Source organism: Pseudomonas sp. FFPRI_1 (genome assembly GCF_055384485.1).
In genome coordinates this window covers 4497658-4516283 of record NZ_AP029168.1, presented here as the reverse complement: position 1 = coordinate 4516283, position 18626 = coordinate 4497658, and the positions used below count along the sequence as shown (strand labels likewise).

At 65.3% G+C, this 18626-nt stretch carries 18 protein-coding genes; 7 read left to right on the top strand and 11 right to left on the bottom strand.

Going from position 1 to position 18626, the window contains the following annotated elements; genetic code table 11:
- Window positions 1-71 precede the first annotated feature (71 nt).
- The 3 genes from ACZ5BO_RS19920 to hpaR all read left to right on the top strand — a co-directional run bounded on the left by ACZ5BO_RS19920 (window position 72) and on the right by hpaR (window position 2912).
- Window positions 72-1028, top strand: coding sequence for a DMT family transporter (locus tag ACZ5BO_RS19920; protein WP_464696220.1), 957 nt, complete (start codon window positions 72-74; stop codon window positions 1026-1028).
- A 255-nt stretch (window positions 1029-1283) separates the two neighbouring features.
- Window positions 1284-2360 carry a 4-hydroxyphenylpyruvate dioxygenase gene (gene hppD, locus ACZ5BO_RS19915; protein WP_025129997.1) on the top strand — a complete coding sequence of 359 codons (1077 nt, stop codon included), beginning with the start codon at window positions 1284-1286 and terminating at the stop codon, window positions 2358-2360.
- A gap of 129 nt (window positions 2361-2489) precedes the next feature.
- On the top strand, window positions 2490-2912 hold the full coding sequence (gene hpaR, locus ACZ5BO_RS19910; protein ID WP_025129998.1) for a homoprotocatechuate degradation operon regulator HpaR: 423 nt from the start codon (window positions 2490-2492) through the stop codon (window positions 2910-2912).
- 173 nt (window positions 2913-3085) lie between these two features.
- Here the strand turns inward: hpaR and rarD are convergent, their stop codons facing one another.
- From rarD to ACZ5BO_RS19895, 3 genes are all read right to left on the bottom strand, one after another.
- Entirely contained in the window at window positions 3086-3967 is an 882-nt protein-coding gene (gene rarD, locus ACZ5BO_RS19905; RefSeq protein ID WP_025129999.1) for an EamA family transporter RarD, read from the bottom strand.
- Between the two features lie 207 nt (window positions 3968-4174).
- The gene (locus ACZ5BO_RS19900; protein WP_464696219.1) at window positions 4175-5188 is read right to left on the bottom strand and encodes an aldo/keto reductase; all 1014 of its coding nucleotides are present in this window, start codon (window positions 5186-5188) and stop codon (window positions 4175-4177) included.
- Between the two features lie 94 nt (window positions 5189-5282).
- On the bottom strand, window positions 5283-6182 hold the full coding sequence (locus ACZ5BO_RS19895; protein WP_464696218.1) for a LysR family transcriptional regulator: 900 nt from the start codon (window positions 6180-6182) through the stop codon (window positions 5283-5285).
- A gap of 100 nt (window positions 6183-6282) precedes the next feature.
- On the opposite strand from ACZ5BO_RS19895, the gene ACZ5BO_RS19890 reads away from it, so the two are divergent.
- Both ACZ5BO_RS19890 and ACZ5BO_RS19885 read left to right on the top strand, forming a co-directional pair.
- Window positions 6283-7014, top strand: a complete 732-nt coding sequence (locus ACZ5BO_RS19890) for an SDR family oxidoreductase (protein ID WP_464696217.1) — start codon at window positions 6283-6285, stop codon at window positions 7012-7014.
- Window positions 7011-7421 (top strand): VOC family protein, encoded by a 411-nt coding sequence (locus tag ACZ5BO_RS19885; RefSeq protein WP_464696216.1) that lies wholly within the window; start codon window positions 7011-7013, stop codon window positions 7419-7421. The genes ACZ5BO_RS19890 and ACZ5BO_RS19885 overlap by 4 nt, the downstream gene beginning before the upstream one ends.
- A gap of 61 nt (window positions 7422-7482) precedes the next feature.
- Here the strand turns inward: ACZ5BO_RS19885 and ACZ5BO_RS19880 are convergent, their stop codons facing one another.
- On the bottom strand, window positions 7483-8793 hold the full coding sequence (locus ACZ5BO_RS19880; RefSeq protein ID WP_025130003.1) for an MFS transporter: 1311 nt from the start codon (window positions 8791-8793) through the stop codon (window positions 7483-7485).
- Between the two features lie 179 nt (window positions 8794-8972).
- Between ACZ5BO_RS19880 and ACZ5BO_RS19875 the strand changes: the two genes are divergently transcribed.
- Together ACZ5BO_RS19875 and ACZ5BO_RS19870 are read left to right on the top strand one after the other, a co-directional pair.
- Window positions 8973-10097, top strand: coding sequence for a sugar diacid recognition domain-containing protein (locus tag ACZ5BO_RS19875; RefSeq protein ID WP_464696214.1), 1125 nt, complete (start codon window positions 8973-8975; stop codon window positions 10095-10097).
- A gap of 120 nt (window positions 10098-10217) precedes the next feature.
- The gene (locus tag ACZ5BO_RS19870; protein WP_464696213.1) at window positions 10218-11360 is read left to right on the top strand and encodes a glycerate kinase; all 1143 of its coding nucleotides are present in this window, start codon (window positions 10218-10220) and stop codon (window positions 11358-11360) included.
- Window positions 11361-11771: 411 nt separating this feature from the next.
- Here ACZ5BO_RS19870 and hpaI read toward each other — a convergent pair whose 3' ends face one another.
- From hpaI to ACZ5BO_RS19835, 7 genes are all read right to left on the bottom strand, one after another.
- Window positions 11772-12572 carry a 4-hydroxy-2-oxoheptanedioate aldolase gene (gene hpaI / locus ACZ5BO_RS19865; RefSeq protein WP_025130006.1) on the bottom strand — a complete coding sequence of 267 codons (801 nt, stop codon included), beginning with the start codon at window positions 12570-12572 and terminating at the stop codon, window positions 11772-11774.
- Window positions 12573-12582: 10 nt separating this feature from the next.
- Window positions 12583-13386 carry a 2-oxo-hept-4-ene-1,7-dioate hydratase gene (gene hpaH, locus ACZ5BO_RS19860; RefSeq protein ID WP_464696212.1) on the bottom strand — a complete coding sequence of 268 codons (804 nt, stop codon included), beginning with the start codon at window positions 13384-13386 and terminating at the stop codon, window positions 12583-12585.
- Window positions 13387-13388: 2 nt separating this feature from the next.
- Window positions 13389-14696, bottom strand: a complete 1308-nt coding sequence (locus ACZ5BO_RS19855; RefSeq protein ID WP_464696211.1) for an MFS transporter — start codon at window positions 14694-14696, stop codon at window positions 13389-13391.
- 152 nt (window positions 14697-14848) lie between these two features.
- Window positions 14849-15238, bottom strand: a complete 390-nt coding sequence (locus tag ACZ5BO_RS19850; protein WP_025130009.1) for a tautomerase family protein — start codon at window positions 15236-15238, stop codon at window positions 14849-14851.
- A 134-nt stretch (window positions 15239-15372) separates the two neighbouring features.
- Window positions 15373-16230: a 3,4-dihydroxyphenylacetate 2,3-dioxygenase gene (gene hpaD / locus ACZ5BO_RS19845; RefSeq protein WP_025130010.1), complete on the bottom strand. Its 858-nt coding sequence runs from the start codon at window positions 16228-16230 to the stop codon at window positions 15373-15375.
- A 134-nt stretch (window positions 16231-16364) separates the two neighbouring features.
- A complete protein-coding gene (hpaE, locus tag ACZ5BO_RS19840; RefSeq protein WP_025130011.1) occupies window positions 16365-17825 on the bottom strand; it encodes a 5-carboxymethyl-2-hydroxymuconate semialdehyde dehydrogenase in 1461 nt (486 codons plus the stop codon).
- Window positions 17826-18626 carry a fumarylacetoacetate hydrolase family protein gene (locus tag ACZ5BO_RS19835; RefSeq protein WP_464696209.1) on the bottom strand — a complete coding sequence of 267 codons (801 nt, stop codon included), beginning with the start codon at window positions 18624-18626 and terminating at the stop codon, window positions 17826-17828.

The window sequence follows — 18626 nt, the reverse complement described above, 5'->3', positions numbered from 1 at the left end:
TTTTACGATGATCGAGCATTAGACAAAGAATAGCCGCGCAGCACAAATCCCACGTTTCAGAGCCGACGATCATGAGTGAAATCCACCTCCGCAGGCCCTTGGCCACACACCACGGCGACCTTGGGGTCTATTGCAAGCTGGTGACCGTGAGCCTGATCTGGGGCGGCACCTTCGTCGCCGGACGCTACCTGGCCGGCAGCCTTTCGCCCTTGCTGGCCGCCAGCCTGCGCTTTCTCCTGGCCAGCCTGGCCTTGCTCGGCTTCATGGCCGTGGCGCGCATCCCCCTGGCTCGGCCCAGCCTCCGGCAGTTCGGCCAACTGGCGCTGCTGGGGTTCTTTGGCATCTTCTTCTACAACCTGTGCTTTTTCCTCGGCTTGCAGCAGATCAACGCTTCCCGGGCGTCGCTGATCGTGGCACTGAACCCCGCGGTGATCGCCCTGGCGTCCTGGGCCCTGTTCAAGGAAAGCCTCGGCCGGCGCAAGCTGCTGGGCATCGGCCTGTGCCTGGGGGGCGCAGCCCTGGTGATCTACAGCCGCGATCCCGGGGCGCTGCTCGGACAGGCAGGCGGCTGGCGCGGCGACCTGCTGATTCTCGGCTGTGTCCTGGGTTGGGGGGTGTACTCGCTGTTCTCCAGGCGCCTCAATCAGAGCCTCGGCCCGCTGCAGGCCGTTACCTACTCGATCCTCCTCGGCACCCTGATGCTGTGCGCAGCGACCCTGGCCCGGGGCGAATTCGACCTGTCGGCCCTGGCTCGCCTGGGTCTGGCCCAGGGCCTGAGCCTGCTGTACCTGGGCGTGCTGGGTTCGGCCCTGGCCTACATCTGGTACTACGACAGCCTGCGGCGGATCGGGGCCACCCGCTCAGGGGTGTTCATTGCCCTCAACCCCCTGACCGCGGTGATCCTCGGTGCGCTGTTGCTGGGGGAGCAGTTGAGCCTGGTGATGGGCCTGGGCGGCGCGCTGATCCTGGGGGGCATCTACCTGTGCAACAAACCCCTTGCAGCGGGAGCGGCAAAGGCGATTTTATAGAGAATGCGGACAAAGGCTTTTACGCTGTGTAGAATCCGGTTACGCATACAATAATAAAGTCTTCTGGCAGCAGAAGCCTCGTCCCCCAGCCTGTAAGCAAGACAGGGTCGAAATGAAGATTCTCGGGTTCCAACTGATCTACGGTGACTTTCTCGCCCGCAGCGTGCGGGGCATTTCCTGTGCGCCACCCACTTTCCTCAGCATTGATAGCAACTAACGATCCGTTAATTCTAAAAATATGATGAGGCGCCAACCATGGCAGATATCTTCGAAAACCCAATGGGCCTGATGGGCTTTGAATTCATCGAATTCGCATCGCCTACCCCCAACACCCTCGAACCGATCTTCGAGATCATGGGTTTCACCAAAGTCGCGACCCATCGTTCAAAAGACGTGCATCTGTATCGCCAGGGCGCGATCAACCTGATCCTCAACAACGAGCCCCACAGCGTTGCCTCCTACTTCGCCGCGGAACATGGTCCGTCGGTGTGCGGCATGGCGTTCCGGGTCAAGGATTCGCAAAAGGCCTACAACCGGGCCCTGGAACTCGGCGCCCAGCCGATTCACATTGAAACCGGCCCGATGGAACTGAACCTGCCGGCGATCAAGGGCATTGGCGGCGCGCCGCTGTACCTGATCGACCGTTTCGGCGAAGGCAGCTCGATCTACGACATCGACTTCGTGTTCATCGAAGGCGTGGACCGCAATCCCAAGGGCGCGGGCCTGAAGATCATCGACCACCTGACCCACAACGTGTACCGCGGGCGCATGGCCTACTGGGCCGGCTTCTACGAGAAACTGTTCAACTTCCGCGAGATCCGCTACTTCGACATCAAGGGCGAATACACCGGCCTGACCTCCAAGGCCATGACCGCTCCTGACGGCATGATCCGCATCCCGCTGAACGAGGAGTCGTCCAAGGGCGCCGGGCAGATCGAAGAGTTCCTGATGCAGTTCAACGGCGAAGGCATCCAGCACGTGGCCTTCCTCACTGATGATCTGGTCAAGACCTGGGATCAGTTGAAGAAGATCGGCATGCGCTTCATGACTGCGCCGCCCGAGACCTACTACGAAATGCTCGAAGGCCGTTTGCCGAACCATGGCGAGCCGGTCAACGAACTGCAATCGCGGGGCATCCTGCTGGACGGTTCCTCGGAAGCCGGCGACAAGCGCCTGCTGCTGCAGATCTTCTCGGAAACCCTGATGGGCCCGGTGTTCTTCGAATTCATCCAGCGTAAAGGCGACGATGGTTTCGGCGAGGGCAACTTCAAGGCACTGTTCGAATCGATCGAACGCGACCAGGTACGTCGCGGTGTACTGGCCACCGAGTAACCCCCGGCGCGCTTGAACACTCGGCCCGATCAGGCCTCGCCTGATCGGGCTTTGTTTTGCCTGTCGGTTGGCGATTGTGAATGTGTTAATGTTTGCGCCTTTGTTTCCCAGCCTTTGACCGACGCCTCGATGAAAACACCCAGACCTTCCCTGACCCTGACCCTGCTACAGGCCCGTGAGGCCGCCATGGCGTTTTTTCGCCCGTCCCTGAACCAGCACGACCTGACCGAGCAGCAATGGCGGGTGATCCGCATCCTGCGCCAGAACGGCGAACTGGAGAGCCATCAACTGGCGAAGATGGCCTGCATCCTGCCGCCGAGCATGACCGGCGTGCTGACCCGCCTGGAGCGGGACGAGTACGTCAGCCGGCGCAAGTCGCCGGAAGACCAGCGCCGGCTGTTCATCACCCTGACCGACAAGGGCCAGGCGTGCTTCGAGTCCATGAGCGGCGACATGGAGATCAATTACCAGAAGATCCAGCAGCAGTTTGGCGAAGACAAGATGCAAGCGCTGCTGGCCCTGCTCAACGAGCTGAAACAGATCAAACCCTGAGCCAGGGTGTGTTGAGAGCATTGGCCGCGGCATCGATGGGCAATGCACCGCTTGCCTCGGCCTCATCGGCGACTGCCGCCTGTGGCGGCGTACACCGAAGGGGGTCTAGCGGTGCTGGACCTGACGTCCCGGCGACCTCGGCCGCAGGGCTTGCCCGATCGACGTGGCGGGGCTCAGTGCCGGCGCTGTCGCAGCAGGTGGCGCACGCCCTCAAGCACCAGCACCACCACCGCCAGCCAGATCGGCACATAGGTCAGCCATTCCCCGGCCTTGATGCTTTCTCCCAGCAACAGCGCCACCAGCAGCAGCAACACCGGCTCCACATAGCTGAGCAGGCCGAACAGGCTGAACGCCAACTGACGGCTGGCGATGATGTAGCACACCAGCGCCGAGGCGCTGATCACCCCGAGCAAGGGAATCAGCAGGTACAGCCCGGGATGGCTGTCGAGCACGGCAAACCCTTGTTCGCCACTTTGTACGAACCACAGCGCCACCGGGATCAGCAGCGCCATGTCCAGCCACAGGCCGCCGAGGTGATCGGTGCCCAGGCGCCGGCGCAGAATGAAATACAGCGGGTAGCCCACGGCCACCACCAGGGTCGCCCAGGAAAAACTGCCGACCTGGTACAGCTCGTTGAGCACGCCGATGCAGGCCAGCACCGCGGCAACCTTCTGCAAGCGCGAAAGGCGTTCGCCATAAACGATGCGTCCGGTCAGGACCATGGTCAGGGGCAGCAGGAAATAGCCCTGGGACACATCCAGGCTGTGGCCGTTGAGCGGGGCCCACATGAACAGCCAGAGCTGTACCCCCACCAGCGCCGAGGACAGCAGCAACGCCAGGCACAGCAACGGTTTGCCCAGCACCCGGCGCAACACCTCGCCGACCCGGTACCACTCGCCGCTGAACAGCATGAACAGGGTCATGCAGGGCAGGGTGAGCAGCATCCGCCAGCCGAAGATCTCCACCCCGGTCAGGGGCGTCAGCAGCGAGGTGTAGAAATACATGACGGCGAACAGCACCGACGCCAGAACCGATAACCCAATACCTTTAGACACACTGTCCTCATATGACCCGAACGCTCGGGATGCACGCAAAAAATGGGGGGAGTGAAGCGAGGGGGGGAATATAGAGGGTTTGGCCCGAGATTTTTGCTCTGTTTACGACATCCCCGCGGGATATTTTCTCGTTTGTGGCCAAAGCGCGTTCAATCCCGCGGGCCCGGAGAGCGGTGGCAGGCGCCTTTGCACCCCCACCGCCAGTCTTCAGTCCAGGCGAGGAAAACGTCCGCTGACAAAATGGCTGACGTCGTTGAAGCCCGGGGTCGAGGCATGGCCCGGGGTCACCAGGGCGTCGATGAAGGCCTCGTCCGCGGCGCTGATCTGCACCTCCAGGGCCCGGGTGTAGGCGTCCCACTGGGCTTCGGTGCGCGGGCCGACGATGGCCGAGCTCACCGCCTGGTTGTTCAGCACCCAGGCAATGGCGAACTCGACGATGCCGACCCCGCGTTCCTGGGTGTATTGCTGGATCTGCTGGGCGATGCGCAGGGATTCGACCCGCCATTCGGTCTCCAGGATGCGCTTGTCCTGGCGCCCGGCGCGGCTGGCGCTGTCCGGGGCCACGTCCGGCGCGTACTTGCCGCTGAGCACGCCCCGGGCCAGGGGGCTGTAGGGCACCACGCCCAGGCCAAAGGCCCTGGCCGCGGTGATCTGTTCGCTCTCGGCCTGGCGATTGACGATGTTGTACAGCGGCTGGCTGATTACCGGGCGGTCCACCCCCAATTGGTCGGCGAGGCGAATCGCTTCGGCAATCCGCCAGCCGCGGTAGTTGGACAGCCCCCAGTAGCGGATCTTGCCCTGGCGCAGCAGGTCGCCGATGGCCGAGATGCTCACCTCCAGTGGGGTGTCGTGGTCTTCGCGGTGCAGGTAGTAGATGTCCAGGTAGTCGGTGCCCAGGCGGGTCAGGCTGGCGTTGATGCCGTTGAAAATGTGCTTGCGACTCAGGCCGCTGCGATTGGGCACGCCGTCCGCCGGGCCGAAACCGACCTTGGACGCCAGCACCCATTCATGCCGGTGACGGGCGATCGCCTCGCCGACGATCTCCTCGGAGCGGCCCTGGGTGTAGACGTCGGCGGTGTCGATGAAATTGATCCCCTGGTCCCAGGCCTTGTCGATGATGCGCAGCGAGTCTTCGGTACTGGTCTGCTCACCGAACATCATGGTACCCAGGGTCAGGCTGGAGACCTTGAGGCCGGAACGGCCGAGGAGGCGATAGCTCATGGGCGAAATCCTTGTGCTAGAGGGGTGGCCAGGGGATTTCCGGCCATCGGGACCGACCATCAGATACCACAACGCCCCGGTTCGGCAATGCCTGTCATGGACACAGTGCCTGGCAGCGCTGCGCCACGAAGCCATGCAGCAGGCGCACTCGTTCGGAAACCTGCAGGCGGTGCGGGCACAGCAGGTTGAACGGCGCCAGCTCCCCTTGCCAGTGCCCCAGTACCGCCACCAGGCGCCCGGCGCGCAGGTCCTCGGCCACATCCAGCCGGGCCTTGTAGACGATGCCATGGCCGGCCAGGGCCCAGCGCCGGGCCACCTCGCCGTCATCGCACAGGTAATCGCCGCGCACGGTGATTTCACGGGTTTCCTCGCCACGGCTGAACCGCCAGCTGTCATAGGGGCGGCCGTTGCGCAGGTAGAGCAGGGCGCTGTGCCGGGACAGGTCCTCGGGGGCCTTGGGCATGCCGCAGCGAGCCAGGTACTGCGGGCTGGCACAGGCGACACGACGGTGCTCGGGAAGGATCGGCAGGGCCACCAGGCTCGAATCCTCGGGCACGCCAAAGCGCAGGGCGACGTCCACGGTGTCGCGAAACAGATCGGCATGGCGATCGTTGAGTCGCAATTGCAGGCGCAGTTGCGGGTGCTCGCCCTTGAACTCATCGAGCCAGGACAGTAGGACATTGCGGCCGAAATCCGAGGGCGCCGACAGCTGCAGCAGCCCGGCCAGGCCCTGGCTCTGTTGCCGAAGGGCCTGTTCGCCATCGGCCAGGGTGGCCAGGGCCAGGCGCACGCTTTCCAGGTAGCGGCGGCCTTCCTCGGTCAAGCGCATGCTGCGGGTGGAGCGTGCCAGCAGGCGGCTTCCGAGCCGGGTTTCCAGGCGCTTGAGGGCGATGCTGGCCGCTGCGGCGGTCATGCCGAGAGAGCGGGCAGCGGCGGAAATGCTGCCGGCGTCGGCGGTGCGCACGAAGATTTCCAGGTCGAGGATCGAGCTCATTGATAAAAATCCTTTAAAGATCATTGCGTTTTAACGGGGTTTTTCCTCGATTGGCAAGCAGTGAAGATGCAATCCTTCTTACTTGCAGCAGGTGATCAGCATGAATTCTTCCCCCTCAAACTTGCACCAGCAGACCCTGGTGGTGATCGGTGCCGGGAGCGGTATTGGCGCCGCCGTGGCGCGTCAGGCTGCGGCTCGCGGGGCGCGGGTGGTGCTGGCTGGGCGCCGTCTTGAGGCCTTGCAACAGCAGCAGGCGCAACTGCCGGACTCGGCCCGCAGCCTGGCGGTGGATATCACCGATGCCGATAGCCTCCAGGCGCTGTTTCGCGCGGTGGGTCCTTTCGACCACCTGGTGATCAGCGCCGGTCCGGCCATCGACGCCAAACCCCTGGCGCAGACGGGGCTGCTGGAGGCCCAGCAGGCCTTCGAGGTGAAGTTCTGGGGGGCATGGCGCGCGGTCCAGGCGGCGCTGCCGTACCTGGCCGCCCAAGGCAGCATCACCCTGACCTCGGGGTTGCTGTCGCGCAAGAGGGTCCCCGGGCAAGTGCTCAAGACCACCCTCAATGCCGCGCTGGAGGCCCTGGGCAAGCACCTGGCCAAGGAGCTGGCACCGCGCCGGGTGAATGTCATCAGCCCCGGGGTCACCGATACCGAGGCTTATGCCGGCCTGTCCGAGGAACAGCGTGCAGCGATGTTCGCTCGCACCGCGGCGAGCCTGCCCGTGGGCCGCGTCGGACACGCCGATGAGGTCGCGGCGGCCTTTCTCCTGGCCATGGAGAACGGCTTCATCAGCGGCAGTCTGATCGATGTCGATGGCGGAGGTCTGTTATGAGCTGGCGCTTCGATCACCTGGCATTCAACAGCCCCCAGGGCGCGGGGCTGCAGCAAGCCTTCGCCGATCTGCTCGGCCTGCAGTCGGGAAGGCGCCCGCCCTTTCCCTTTCCCGGGCGCTGGCTCTACCAGGACCAGCAGGCGCTGGTGCACGTCATCGAGCAGGCCAATAGCCCCGCGCCGCAGTTGAGCCACATTGCCTTCAGCACCGATGAACCGGCCGAGACCGTGTTGCAGCGGGTGCGCACCAGCGGCTTGCCCTATCAGGTGGCGCGGGTGCCGGAGGAGGGGATCTGGCAGCTGTTCGTGCAGTTGCCCGGTGGCCTGGTATTGGAGCTGGACACTCCGGCCACGGGGGAGTTGAGCACCAGTCACGACTACCTTGAAAAGGGCGGCGCACCGTCCTGAGCGGCCAATCAAAAAGCCCGGTCGAGCCAGGACTCGAACGGGCTTTGCAGGGGGGACGGGCTCAGCGCTGCAAGGTGCGAGTCATGCGCAGGGCCAGCAGGCTGCCGGCGACAATCACCCCGGCCAGCAGGTACAGCGCAGCATCGGTGGAGCCGGTGCTGTCCTTGACCCAGCCGACGAGGTAGGGGCTGAGGAACCCGGCCATCTGCCCCATGGAGTTGATCAGCGCCAGGCCACCGGCGGCCGCGCCGGCACTGAGCAGGGCGGTGGGCACCGGCCAGAACATCGGCAGGCCGGTGAGAGCGCCCATGGTGGCGAGGGTCAAGCCAAGGATGGCGAGGGTCGGGTTGGCGGCGAAGTTCACCGCAATCAGCAGGCCCACGGCGCCCATCAGCATCGGCACCACCAGGTGCCAGCGGCGCTCCTTGCGCAGGTCCGCGGAGCGGCCCACCAGCAGCATGAACACCGCGGCCAGCAGGTAAGGGATGGCACTGAGCCAACCGATCACCAGGTTGTCGCTGAAGCCCAGGTTCTTGATGATCGACGGCAACCAGAAGTTGATCGCGTAGACCCCGCTCTGGATGCAGAAGTAGATCAGGCCGAAGGCCCAGATCGCCGGGTTCTTGAACACCGCGACCAGGGAATCACTGGCGGTCCTGGGCTGGTTGGCCAGGTCCGCCGCCTGGTCGGCTTCCAGCACCGCACGTTCAGCGGGCGTCAGCCACTTGGCGTGGGCGAAGCTGTCGCTGAGCAGGAAGAACGCCAGGGCACCGAGGATCACCGTGGGAATGCCCTGCAGCAGGAACATCCACTGCCAACCGGCGAGGCCGCCTTGCCCGGCGGCGAAGTGGTTGAGGATCCAGCCCGAGAACGGGCTGCCCAGCAGACCGGAAACCGGGATCGCCGACATGAACAGGGCCATGATCCGCCCGCGGCGGAAGGTCGGGAACCACTGCGAGAGGTAGAGCACCACGCCGGGGAAGAAGCCGGCTTCGGCGGCCCCGGTAAACAGGCGCAAGGTATAGAACCCGGTGGGCGTGGTGACGAACAGCAGGCAGGTGGACAGGGTGCCCCAGGTGATCATCATCAGCGCGATCCAGCGCCGGGGGCCGAACTTGCTCAGTGCCAGGTTGCTCGGCACGCCGCACAGCACGTAGCCGATGAAGAAGATACCGGCACCCAGGCCGTAGACCGTTTCGCTGAATTTCAAGGCGTCGAGCATCTGCAGCTTGGCGAAGCCGACGTTGACCCGGTCAAGGTAGTTGAACAGGTAGCAGACGAAGATGAAGGGGATCAGGCGCAGGGTGATGCGCTTGTAGACGGCGTTCTTGTCGTCAGCCTGGGCCAGTGGGGCAGCGGCGCTCTGTGACATGGTGTGTCTCTCTTTATTATGATTTTTCGCGGTGCAAGGGTAACTTGACCGCCCTGAGAGTCTCGGTCACCGGGGCGCCGCTGTCTTTGTGCCGGCGCACAGCGATTGGCCACCGACCCTGTGCCACTGAACAACGCCGCATAACCTGCGGGCCGTCCCAGCTGTGAAGGATCTTCCCCATGTTCGAACTGGATCATGACCTGGCTCAGGACATCGTCGACCGCACGATGGCCATCCTGCCCTATAACGTCAACGTCATGGACAACCAGGGCCTGATCCTGGGCAGCGGCGAGCCGGAGCGGATCAACACCCGGCACGAAGGCGCGCAGCTGGTGCTGGCCAACGGCCGGGTGGTGGAGATCGACGAACCCACCGCACGCCAGCTCAAGGGCGTGCAACCGGGCATCAACTTGCCGTTGCTGCATGACCAGCGGCTGATTGGCGTGCTCGGTATCACCGGCGACCCGGCCCTGCTGCGCACCTACGCCGAGCTGGTGCGCATGACCGCCGAAATGCTGGTGGGCCAGCGCCACCAGCAGGCCGAGCAGCAGTGGCGCAGGCAGCGCTGCGATGACCTGCTGGCGCTGCTCCTGAGCGACAGCGGCGACTCCCCGCGACTGGTGGACGAAGCCCGGCAGATGGGCCTCAAGCCGCAGCTGGCGCGAACCCCCTACCTGTTCGAACTGGCTGCGGAGCAGGCCCCGGGGCAGAGCGTCGATGGCTTGAGTGCCTGGCTGCTGTCGCGCTACCCCGACAGCTGGTGCGTCAGCTCATCGAAGACCTCGTTGCTCTGGTGCCGCCCGGCGAACCTCAACCTGGACAATCCACGCCTGCTGGAAAAGCTCGATGGCCAGGGCTGGACCATCCTGCGGGTGGCCGTGGGCGGACAGGCCGACGGACTGTCGGGGCTGCGCCGCTGCTACCGGCGGGTCAGCGACCTGCTGGCCTACGGGCGTGACATCCTGCCGGATTCGCGGCTGCTGACCCTCAATCGCTACCGCCTGCCGGTGATGCTCTGGCGCCACCGCAACGACGATGCCCTGGACGAGTTGCTGACGCCCTTGCGCAAGGTCCTGGCCAAGGACAACAACGGCCAGTTGCTGGCGACCCTGCGCTGCTGGTGCGACCACGACGGCCAGAGCCAGGCCTGCGCCGACGCCCTGGGCATCCACCGCAATAGCCTGCGCTATCGCATGGAGCGCATCGCCGAGCTCAGCGGTGTCGACCCCTTGCGTCTGGACGGCATGCTGGCGCTCTACCTGGGGGTGCAACTGCTGCCCCACAACGCCGCAGGTCCTGCCTAGCCATCAGCGGGACGCAGTTGTAGCAATGAACAATAAAGTGCCTGCACTCTTGTGCAGCGGACCGGCGTCAGCGGGGCCGTCAAGTGGCAGCATGGCGGCACAAGAACCGGAGATAGCCCCATGAAGATCATCATCGCCCCCGACTCGTTCAAGGACAGCCTGAGTGCCGAAGGCGTGGCCCGGGCCATTGCCCTGGGGCTGGCCGATGCCTGGCCCGATGCCCAGGTGCAGCTATGCCCGATGGCCGATGGCGGGGAAGGGACGGTGGAGTCGATTCTCGCCGCCTGTGCAGGGCAACTGCGCAGCACCCGGGTCCAGGGGCCTTTGGGGGCAGCGGTGGAGGCCCGCTGGGGCTGGTTACCCCACAGTCACACGGCAATCATCGAGATGGCCGAAGCCAGTGGCCTGCAATTGCTCGCACCAGGCCAGCGCGATGCCTGTACCAGCAGCACCTTCGGCACTGGCGAGCTGATCCAGGCTGCACTGGAGGAAGGTGCCCAGCGGATCATCCTGGCCATTGGCGGCAGCGCCACCAATGACGGTGGCGCCGGCGCCCTGCAGGCGCTGGGGCTGAAACTGCTCGACCAGCAAGGTCGGATGCTGCCCCGGGGCGGGCTGGCCCTGTCCGATCTGGCCAGCATCGAACTGAATGCCCTGGACCCGCGCCTGGCCCAGGTGCGCTTTGAAATCGCCGCCGACGTCAACAACCCCCTGTGTGGCGAACACGGCGCCTCGGCGATCTTCGGCCCGCAGAAGGGCGCCTCGCCACACCAGGTGCAGCAACTGGACCAGGCCCTGGGGCATTTTGCCGACCTCTGTGCCCAGGTGCTGCCCAGGGATGTGCGTGACGAGCCGGGCAGTGGCGCCGCCGGCGGCCTGGGGTTTGCCGCCAAGGCCTTCCTCGGCGCGCAGTTTCGCCCCGGGGTGGAAGTCGTGGCTGAGCTGGTGGGGCTGGAGCAGGCGGTACGCGATGCCGACCTGGTGATCACCGGCGAAGGGCGCTTCGACGCCCAGACCCTGCGGGGCAAGACGCCCTTTGGCGTGGCGCGCATTGCTCGCGAGCATGGCGTGCCGGTAATCGTCATCGCCGGCACCCTGGGCGAGGGTTACCAGCAGATGTATGCCCACGGCGTGGACGCGGCCTTTGCTTTGACGTCCGGGCCCATGAGCCTGGAACAGGCCTGCCGCGAAGCCCCGAGCCTGTTGCGCGAGCGGGCGGCGGACATTGCCCGGGTCTGGCGCCTGGCCAGCCGCCCCGCATAATCGCCCTGTAGGAGCTGGCTTGCCAGCGAAGAGGCCCCCAAGCCTTGCGACGCCCATAAGACCGCCTTCGCCGGCAAGCCGGCTCCTACGAAAAACCCCGCGCACTACCCCTTTGTGTAGGAGCTGGCTTGCCAGCGAAGAGGCCCTCAAGCCTTGCAACGCCCATAAGACCGCCTTCGCCGGCAAGCCGGCTCCTACGAAAAAACCGCGTAATGCCCCTTGGTGTAGGAGCTGGCTTGCCAGCGAAGGGGCCCTCAAGCCTTGCGGCGCCCATAAGACCGCCTTCGCCGGCAAGCCGGCTCCTACGAAAATCCTCGCGCATTACCCCTTGGTGTAGGAGCTGGCTTGCCAGCGAAGAGGCCCCCAAGCCTTGCAACGTCCATAAGGCCGCCTTCGCCGGCAAGCCGCCGGTCAGTAAACCCCGCCCTCGCTGGTGGGGGTATCCAGGCCCTTGTACTGTCCGGCCAGGCTTTGCAGGCCCTTCATCAGCACCGTGGTGTCCACACCCACTGCGACGAAATTCGCCCCCAGTTCGATGCAGCGCCGCGCCAGGCGCTGATCGGCGCTGAGAATGCCCGCCGCCTTGCCGGCCTGGCGAATCCGTACGATGGCGTCCTCGATGGCGGCGATCACCTGCGGATGCCCGGGGTTGCCGCGGTGGCCCATGGCCGCCGACAGGTCCGCGGGGCCGATGAACACACCGTCGACACCGTCCACCGTGAGAATCTCGTCGAGGTTGCACAGCCCTTCGAGGTTCTCGATCTGCACCAGTAGGCACATCTGCGCATCGGCCTGATCCAGGTAGTCGCCAATGCTGTTCCAGCGCGAGGCCCGGGCCAGGGCGCTGCCCACTCCGCGCACGCCCAGCGGCGGATAGTGCATGGCGCGGACCAGTTGGCGTGCCTGCTCGGCGCTTTCCACCATGGGCACCAGCAGGGTCTGGGCGCCGATATCCAGCAGTTGCTTGATCAGTGCGGTGTCGCCAATGGGCGGGCGAATGATCCCTTGGGCAGCGTAGGGCGCGATGGCCTGGAGCTGGGCCAGCAGGCTGCGCAGGTCGTTGGGGGCGTGCTCGCCGTCCAGCAGCAGCCAGTCGAAACCGGCGTTGGCTGCCAGCTCGGCGCAGTAGGCATCCGCCAGGCCGAGCCACAGGCCGATCTGCGGTTCGGCCTGTTGCAGGCGTTGCTTGAACAGGTTCAGTGGCATCTCCATGCTGCTCTCCTCAGACAAAACGGCAGGCGATGCTGCCCAACTGGTCGTAGTCCACGTGGAAGACGTCGCCCGGACGGGCCGCCACCGGGCGGGTAAAGGAGCCGCCAAGAATGATCTGCCCGGCTTCCAGGCCGACGTCGTAGGCCGCCAGCTTGTTGGCCAGCCAGGCCACGCCCTTGGCCGGGTGGTTGAGCACGGCGGCGGAGACCCCGGACTCTTCGATCACCCCATTGCGGTAGAGCACCGCCGGCACCTTGCGCAGGTCCAGGTCCCCCGGGCGCACCGCGCGGCCGCCCATGACCACGCCGGCGTTGGCGGCGTTGTCGGAAATGGTGTCGAAGACCTTGCGGGTGACCTGGGTCTGCGGGTCCAGCTGCTGGATTCGTGCGTCGATGATCTCCAGCGCCGGGATCACCCAATCGGTGGCGTCCAGCACATCGAACAAGGTGCAGTTCGGGCCTTTCAAGGGTTTGCCGAGGATGAACGCCAGTTCCACCTCGACCCTGGGCACGATGAAGCGCTGGAACGGAATATCACTGCCTTCATCGAACAGCATGTCGTCCAGCAGGGCGCCGAAATCCGGTTCGGTGATGTTCGACGACACCTGCATCGCCCGGGAGGTCAGGCCGATCTTGTGGCCCACCAGCTTGCGCCCGTCGCGGATCTTCTGTTCCACCCAGCAGCGCTGGATGGCATAGGCATCTTCGACGGTGATGCCGGGGTGTTCCAGGGACAGTTGGCCGATCTGTTCGCGGCTGCGTTCGGCGGCGTCGAGACGCGCCGCAGCCTGTTGGATATCCGAGGGGCTGAGCATGGTTATTTCTCTCGTGGGTTGACGATATGGGCCGGTACCCGCAGCACCAGCCAGGCGCCGAGGGCGATCAGCAGGGCCAGGGCATAGAGGGCGAGGCTGGCGCTCTGGGTGGCGTCGCGCACCACGCCGATCAGGTACGGCGCAAGGAAGGCGGCGACGCTGCCGAAGGAACTGATCAGGGCAATGCCCGCGGCCTGGGTGTTGCTGGCCAGGAACGCCGGTGGCAGCTGCCAGAACATCGGCAGTGCGGCGCTGGCGCCCATGCCCGCGACCAGCAGGCCGAACATCACCAGCCAGGGGTTCTCCGGGGCCAGCCCGGTGAGGATCAGGCCCAGGCTGGACATCAGCAGCGGCACCCCCAGGTGCCAGCGGCGCTCGCGCAGGCGGTCCGAGGAGCGGCCGACGCCGAGCATGAACAGGCAGCCGGCCAGGTAGGGCAGGGCGCTGAGCATGCCGACGTTGCTGTCCCGGGCGATGCCGGCGTGGTGGATCAGGGTAGGCATCCAGAAAGCGATGGTGTTGACCGCCAGCATCACCGCGAAGTAGATGCACACCAGCAGCCAGACGTGGCGGTCCTTGAGGATGTCGCTGAAACGGGTGATCGACTTGCGCTGTTCTTCCTGTTGCAGCGCCTGCAACAGCCGGGTTTTCTGCGCGGCGCTCAGCCAGTCCACCTGCTCGATGCTTTCCGGCAGGGCCTTGAGCACCACCAGCCCCAGCACCACCACGGGCAAGCCTTCGATGAGGAACATCCATTGCCAGCCGCGCAGGCCGCCGAAGTCGTGGAAGCTTTCCAGGATCCACCCCGACAGGGGCCCGCCGATGACTCCGGCCATGGGCACGGCGATGGCGAACAGGGCCGTGACCTGGCCACGCCGGCTGGCCGGGAACCAGCGGTTGAGCAGCACCAGGATGCCGGGGAAGAAACCGGCCTCGGCGACCCCGAGGAGAAAGCGCAGGACATAGAAGCCCCAGGCGCTGTCCACCAGCATCAGCGCGCTGGACAGCAAGCCCCAGACCAGCATCAGGAAGGCGATCCAGCGCCGCGGCCCGACCCGGTCCAGGGCCAGGTTGCTGGGCACCCCGAACAGCGCATAGGCAACGAAGAACAGGCCGGCGCCGAGGCCGTAGACGCTGTCGCTGAAGCCCAGGTCCTGGGTCATCTGCAATTTGGCGAAGCCGATGTTGATCCGGTCCAGGTGGGCGAAGATGTAGCAGACGAACAACAACGGCATCAGCCGCCAGGTGATCTTGCGATAGCAGTCGTTGACCTCGGCGCGCGAGGTCTCGGCGGTGGTGGCATAGGGCATGACAAGGGTCTCGTTATTGTTCTTGTAGGCGCCGGCTTGCCGGCGAAGGCGGGGCCAGGGCGGGTACAGGGCTTGCGGGCCTCTTCGCTGGCAAGCCAGCTCCTACGGAGGTGCCGGAAGCCGGCTGGCCGGCGCAAGGGCCGGCACAATGCTCAGGCCTGTCCGCGCAGGAACTCGTGCACGTTGTTGTGCTTGAAGTTCAGCTCGGCATCCAGCTCGCTCATCTCGAACGACAGGGCCAGCAACCGCTGCGCCTGCAGCTCGGCAAAATGCGCCTTGATGATCTCGAACAGCCCCTCGGCCACCTGTCGGCGGGTCGCCAGGTCGCGCCCGGCGCCGACCTGCAGGCGCATATGGACAAAGGCGTAGTCGTGCTTGCCGTCGGCCATGCGCCAGGTGTCCAGGCGCACCCCGCGGCTGCGGATTCCACCCAGGGGGAACACGCCACTGGCCCCCAGGTAGTCATGAACCTTGATGAACAGCCCGGGCAGATCGGCGGCCTGTTCGATGTTGTCGGTGTACTCAGCGATGAAATGCGGCACGGGAGCCTCCTTCGCAGGCAGCGGCAAGGGGCAAGCCACACGCGGCAAGAGGGGTCTCCTGCGGCTTGTGGCTTGCAGTTCAACGCAGCCTCTGTGTGGTCTTGCAGCTTGTAGCTGAACGCTCGCAGCTGCTCTTAAACTTCAAAAATGGCGTTGATCTGGCCGGTGCCGGAGCTGCCGAACAGCGGGGTGACGATCTCGGCCGGGCGGTTGTACTCGGGACCGCCCAAGAGGCCCAGGAGCATCGCCGTGTCGTGCATCTTGCCCTCGCCGTAGCAGTGTTCGGCGTAGTCCGGGAGCATGGCGCAGAACTCGCGGAAGCGACCCTGTTGCCAGAGTTCCACCACCCGCTGGTCCACCTGCTTGTCGAACTCCCGGGTCCACTGGTGGATGTTGGCTTCGGCGTCGCGGTCGTTGGAAAAGCGGTGGGACAGGGAGCCGGAGGCCAGCACCAGGACCTTGCGGTCGCTCTTCTCGATCGCCCGGCGCACCGCGGCGCCAAAGGTGAAGCTGTCCTGCAGGCTGTGCCAGGCGCACCAGGCGGCGATCGACACCACCTTGAAGTGCTCGGCGGCGGGCACGTCCATGTGCATGTAGCGCATGGGCACCAGGGTGCCGTACTCCAGCTCCAGGCTGGGGATGTTGTGGGCCAGGGTGCGCACGTCGGCGGCGTTGGCCTCGGCGGCGATCAGCTCGCCCAGTTCCGGGCAGCCCTGGTAGTCGTAGGTCATGTTCTTGATGAAGTGCGGCAGCTCGTTGCTGGTGTAGGTGCCGTTGAACACCTCGCCGCAGTTGATGTGGTAACCGCTGTTGACCAGCCAGTGCACATCGAACACCACCGCCGTGTCGGCGCCCAGCTCACGGGCACGGCGGGCGATCTCCTTGTGCCCGGCAATGGCCGCCGCGCGGCAGCCGTGGTGCTTGCCCGGCAGTTCGGACAGGTACATCGATGGTACGTGGCAGACCTTGGCGGCCATGACGACTTCGCCCATGGTGCTTCTCCTGAAACATCTTGTTGTGGGTGTGGTCCGGGACGGTTGTCGATCCTCGAACCTGTCAACGATCTGCGGCGCGTGGCTGATGATGCGTCAAAAGTGCCGTCGCCCGCGAGATCGTCAAGCGCTTCCTACACGCCCCAGCGCGGGATGTGGTGGCTGCCCATGGAGAGGCAGACGTTCTTGATCTCGGCAAACACCTCGAAACTGTACTCGCCACCTTCACGGCCGGTGCCCGAGCCCTTGACGCCGCCGAAGGGCTGGCGCAGGTCGCGCACGTTCTGGCTGTTGATGAACACCATGCCGGCCTCGATGCCCCGGGCCAGGCGATGGGCCTTGCCGATGTCCTGGGTCCAGATGTAGGAGGCCAGGCCGTATTCGGTGTCGTTGGCCAGTTGCAGGGCCTGGGCCTCATCCTTGAACGGGATCAGGCACACCACCGGGCCGAAGATCTCTTCCTGGGCGATGCGCATCTGGTTGTCCACGTCGGCGAACACCGTGGGCTGGATGAACTGCCCGCGGGCCAGGTGCGCCGGCAGGTTGGCCGGGCGTTCCAGGCCGCCGGCCAGCAGGGTCGCGCCTTCCTCGATGCCGATGCGGATGTAGCCGGTGACCTTGTCGTAGTGGGCCTGGGTGATCATCGAGCCGACCTGGGTCTTGGGGTCTTGCGGGTCGCCAACGATCAGGCGCTTGGCCCGGGCAGCGAATTCCTTGACGAACTGCGGGTAGACGCTTTCCTGGATGAAGATCCGGCTGCCGGCGGTGCAGCGTTCACCGTTCAGCGAGAAGATGGTGAACAGCGCGGCGTCCAGGGCCCGTTCCAGGTCGGCATCCTCGAAGATCAGCACCGGCGACTTGCCCCCCAGTTCCATGGAGTACTTCTTCAGGCCGGCGGTCTGCATGATCTTCTTGCCGGTGGCGGTGCCGCCGGTGAAGGAGATCGCCCGCACGTCCGGGTGGCGCACCAGGGCGTCGCCGGCGGTGGCGCCGTAACCCTGGACAATGTTCAGCACGCCTGGGGGAATCCCGGCTTCCACCGCCAGGCGCCCCAGTTCGTTGGCGGTCAGCGGCGACAGTTCGCTCATCTTCAGCACCGCGGTGTTGCCCAGGGCCAGGCATGGCGCGGTCTTCCAGGTGGCGGTCATGAACGGCACGTTCCACGGCGACACCAGGGCGCACACGCCGACCGGCTGGTAGAGGGTGTAGTTGAGCATCTGGTCGTCCACCGGATAGCTGTGGCCATCCATGCGGGTGCAGACCTCGGCGAAGAAATCGAAGTTGTGCGAGGCCCGGGGAATCAGCACATTGCGGGTCTGGTGGATCGGCAGGCCGGTGTCCAGGGTCTCCAGTTCCGCCAGGTGCGGCACGTTCTCTTCGATCAGCGTCCCCAGGCGGCGCATCAGCCGCGCCCGTTCCTTGGCCGGGGTGTTGCTCCACTTGGGAAACGCGTCCTTGGCCGCGGCCACTGCCTGGGCGATTTCCTCGGCGCCGCCGCTGGCCACTTCACCTATGGCTTCGCCGGTGGCGGGGTTGTAGTTGGTGAAGACTTCACGGCTTTCGACCTCGCGGCCATTGATCCAGTGCTTGATCATTTATGCGTGCTCCTTGGCCACGGCGGTGGGCTCGGGGTGGGCGTGATGGGTGAAGAATTCGGTTTCACTGACGATGCGGTTGACCAGCCGGCCGATGCCCTCGATCTCCACTACCACCTCGTCGCCGGGCACCACGTCGGACAGGCCTTCGGGGGTGCCGGTGGCGATCATGTCGCCCGGCTGCAGGGTCATGAAACCGGACAGGTATTCGATCAGGTAGGGGATGTCGAAGATCATGTCGGCGGTGGTGCCTTGCTGGCGCAGCTCGCCGTTGACCCAGGTGCGCAGGGTCAGGTTGTTGGGCTCTGGCACCTCGGCGGCGTCGATGATCCACGGGCCCACCGGGGTGGTGGCGTCGCGGTTTTTCACCCGCAGGTTGGGCCGGTAGTAGTTCTCCAGGTAGTCGCGGATCGCGTAGTCGTTGCACAGGGTGTAGCCGGCCAGGTAGTCCAGGGCGTCCTCGCGCTTGACGTTGCGCGCGGTCTTGCCGATCACCGCCACCAGCTCGCACTCGTAATGCATGTAGGCGACGTTGTCCGGGCGCCAGGTGACCTGGTTGTGGCCGGTGTAGGTGCCCGGCGACTTGATGAACACCAGGGGCTCGGTGGGCGGCTTGAAGGCCAGTTCGGCGGCGTGGTCGGCGTAGTTCAGGCCCAGGGCGAACAAGGTTCCGGTGGCCGGTGGCAGCCACTGCACCTGGTCTTCGGCGAGGATCCGGCCATCGGCCAGCTCCAGGCTATTGGGGCCGGTGACCCGAGCCTCGTGGACCTGGCCCTGATAACGGATGCGAGCGTGTTTCAT

Excerpts from the sequence above, each read along its gene's own strand:
- ACZ5BO_RS19920 (WP_464696220.1), top strand. The coding sequence starts at position 72 with ATGAGTGAAATCCACCTCCGCAGGCCCTTGGCCACACACCACGGCGAC.
- hppD (WP_025129997.1), top strand. The coding sequence starts at position 1,284 with ATGGCAGATATCTTCGAAAACCCAATGGGCCTGATGGGCTTTGAATTC.
- hpaR (WP_025129998.1), top strand. The coding sequence starts at position 2,490 with ATGAAAACACCCAGACCTTCCCTGACCCTGACCCTGCTACAGGCCCGT.
- ACZ5BO_RS19900 (WP_464696219.1), bottom strand. The coding sequence starts at position 5,188 with ATGAGCTATCGCCTCCTCGGCCGTTCCGGCCTCAAGGTCTCCAGCCTG.
- ACZ5BO_RS19895 (WP_464696218.1), bottom strand. The coding sequence starts at position 6,182 with ATGAGCTCGATCCTCGACCTGGAAATCTTCGTGCGCACCGCCGACGCC.
- ACZ5BO_RS19890 (WP_464696217.1), top strand. The coding sequence starts at position 6,283 with ATGAATTCTTCCCCCTCAAACTTGCACCAGCAGACCCTGGTGGTGATC.
- ACZ5BO_RS19885 (WP_464696216.1), top strand. The coding sequence starts at position 7,011 with ATGAGCTGGCGCTTCGATCACCTGGCATTCAACAGCCCCCAGGGCGCG.
- ACZ5BO_RS19880 (WP_025130003.1), bottom strand. The coding sequence starts at position 8,793 with ATGTCACAGAGCGCCGCTGCCCCACTGGCCCAGGCTGACGACAAGAAC.
- ACZ5BO_RS19875 (WP_464696214.1), top strand. The coding sequence starts at position 8,973 with ATGTTCGAACTGGATCATGACCTGGCTCAGGACATCGTCGACCGCACG.
- ACZ5BO_RS19870 (WP_464696213.1), top strand. The coding sequence starts at position 10,218 with ATGAAGATCATCATCGCCCCCGACTCGTTCAAGGACAGCCTGAGTGCC.
- hpaI (WP_025130006.1), bottom strand. The coding sequence starts at position 12,572 with ATGGAGATGCCACTGAACCTGTTCAAGCAACGCCTGCAACAGGCCGAA.
- hpaH (WP_464696212.1), bottom strand. The coding sequence starts at position 13,386 with ATGCTCAGCCCCTCGGATATCCAACAGGCTGCGGCGCGTCTCGACGCC.
- ACZ5BO_RS19855 (WP_464696211.1), bottom strand. The coding sequence starts at position 14,696 with ATGCCCTATGCCACCACCGCCGAGACCTCGCGCGCCGAGGTCAACGAC.
- hpaD (WP_025130010.1), bottom strand. The coding sequence starts at position 16,230 with ATGGGCGAAGTCGTCATGGCCGCCAAGGTCTGCCACGTACCATCGATG.
- hpaE (WP_025130011.1), bottom strand. The coding sequence starts at position 17,825 with ATGATCAAGCACTGGATCAATGGCCGCGAGGTCGAAAGCCGTGAAGTC.
- ACZ5BO_RS19835 (WP_464696209.1), bottom strand. The coding sequence starts at position 18,626 with ATGAAACACGCTCGCATCCGTTATCAGGGCCAGGTCCACGAGGCTCGG.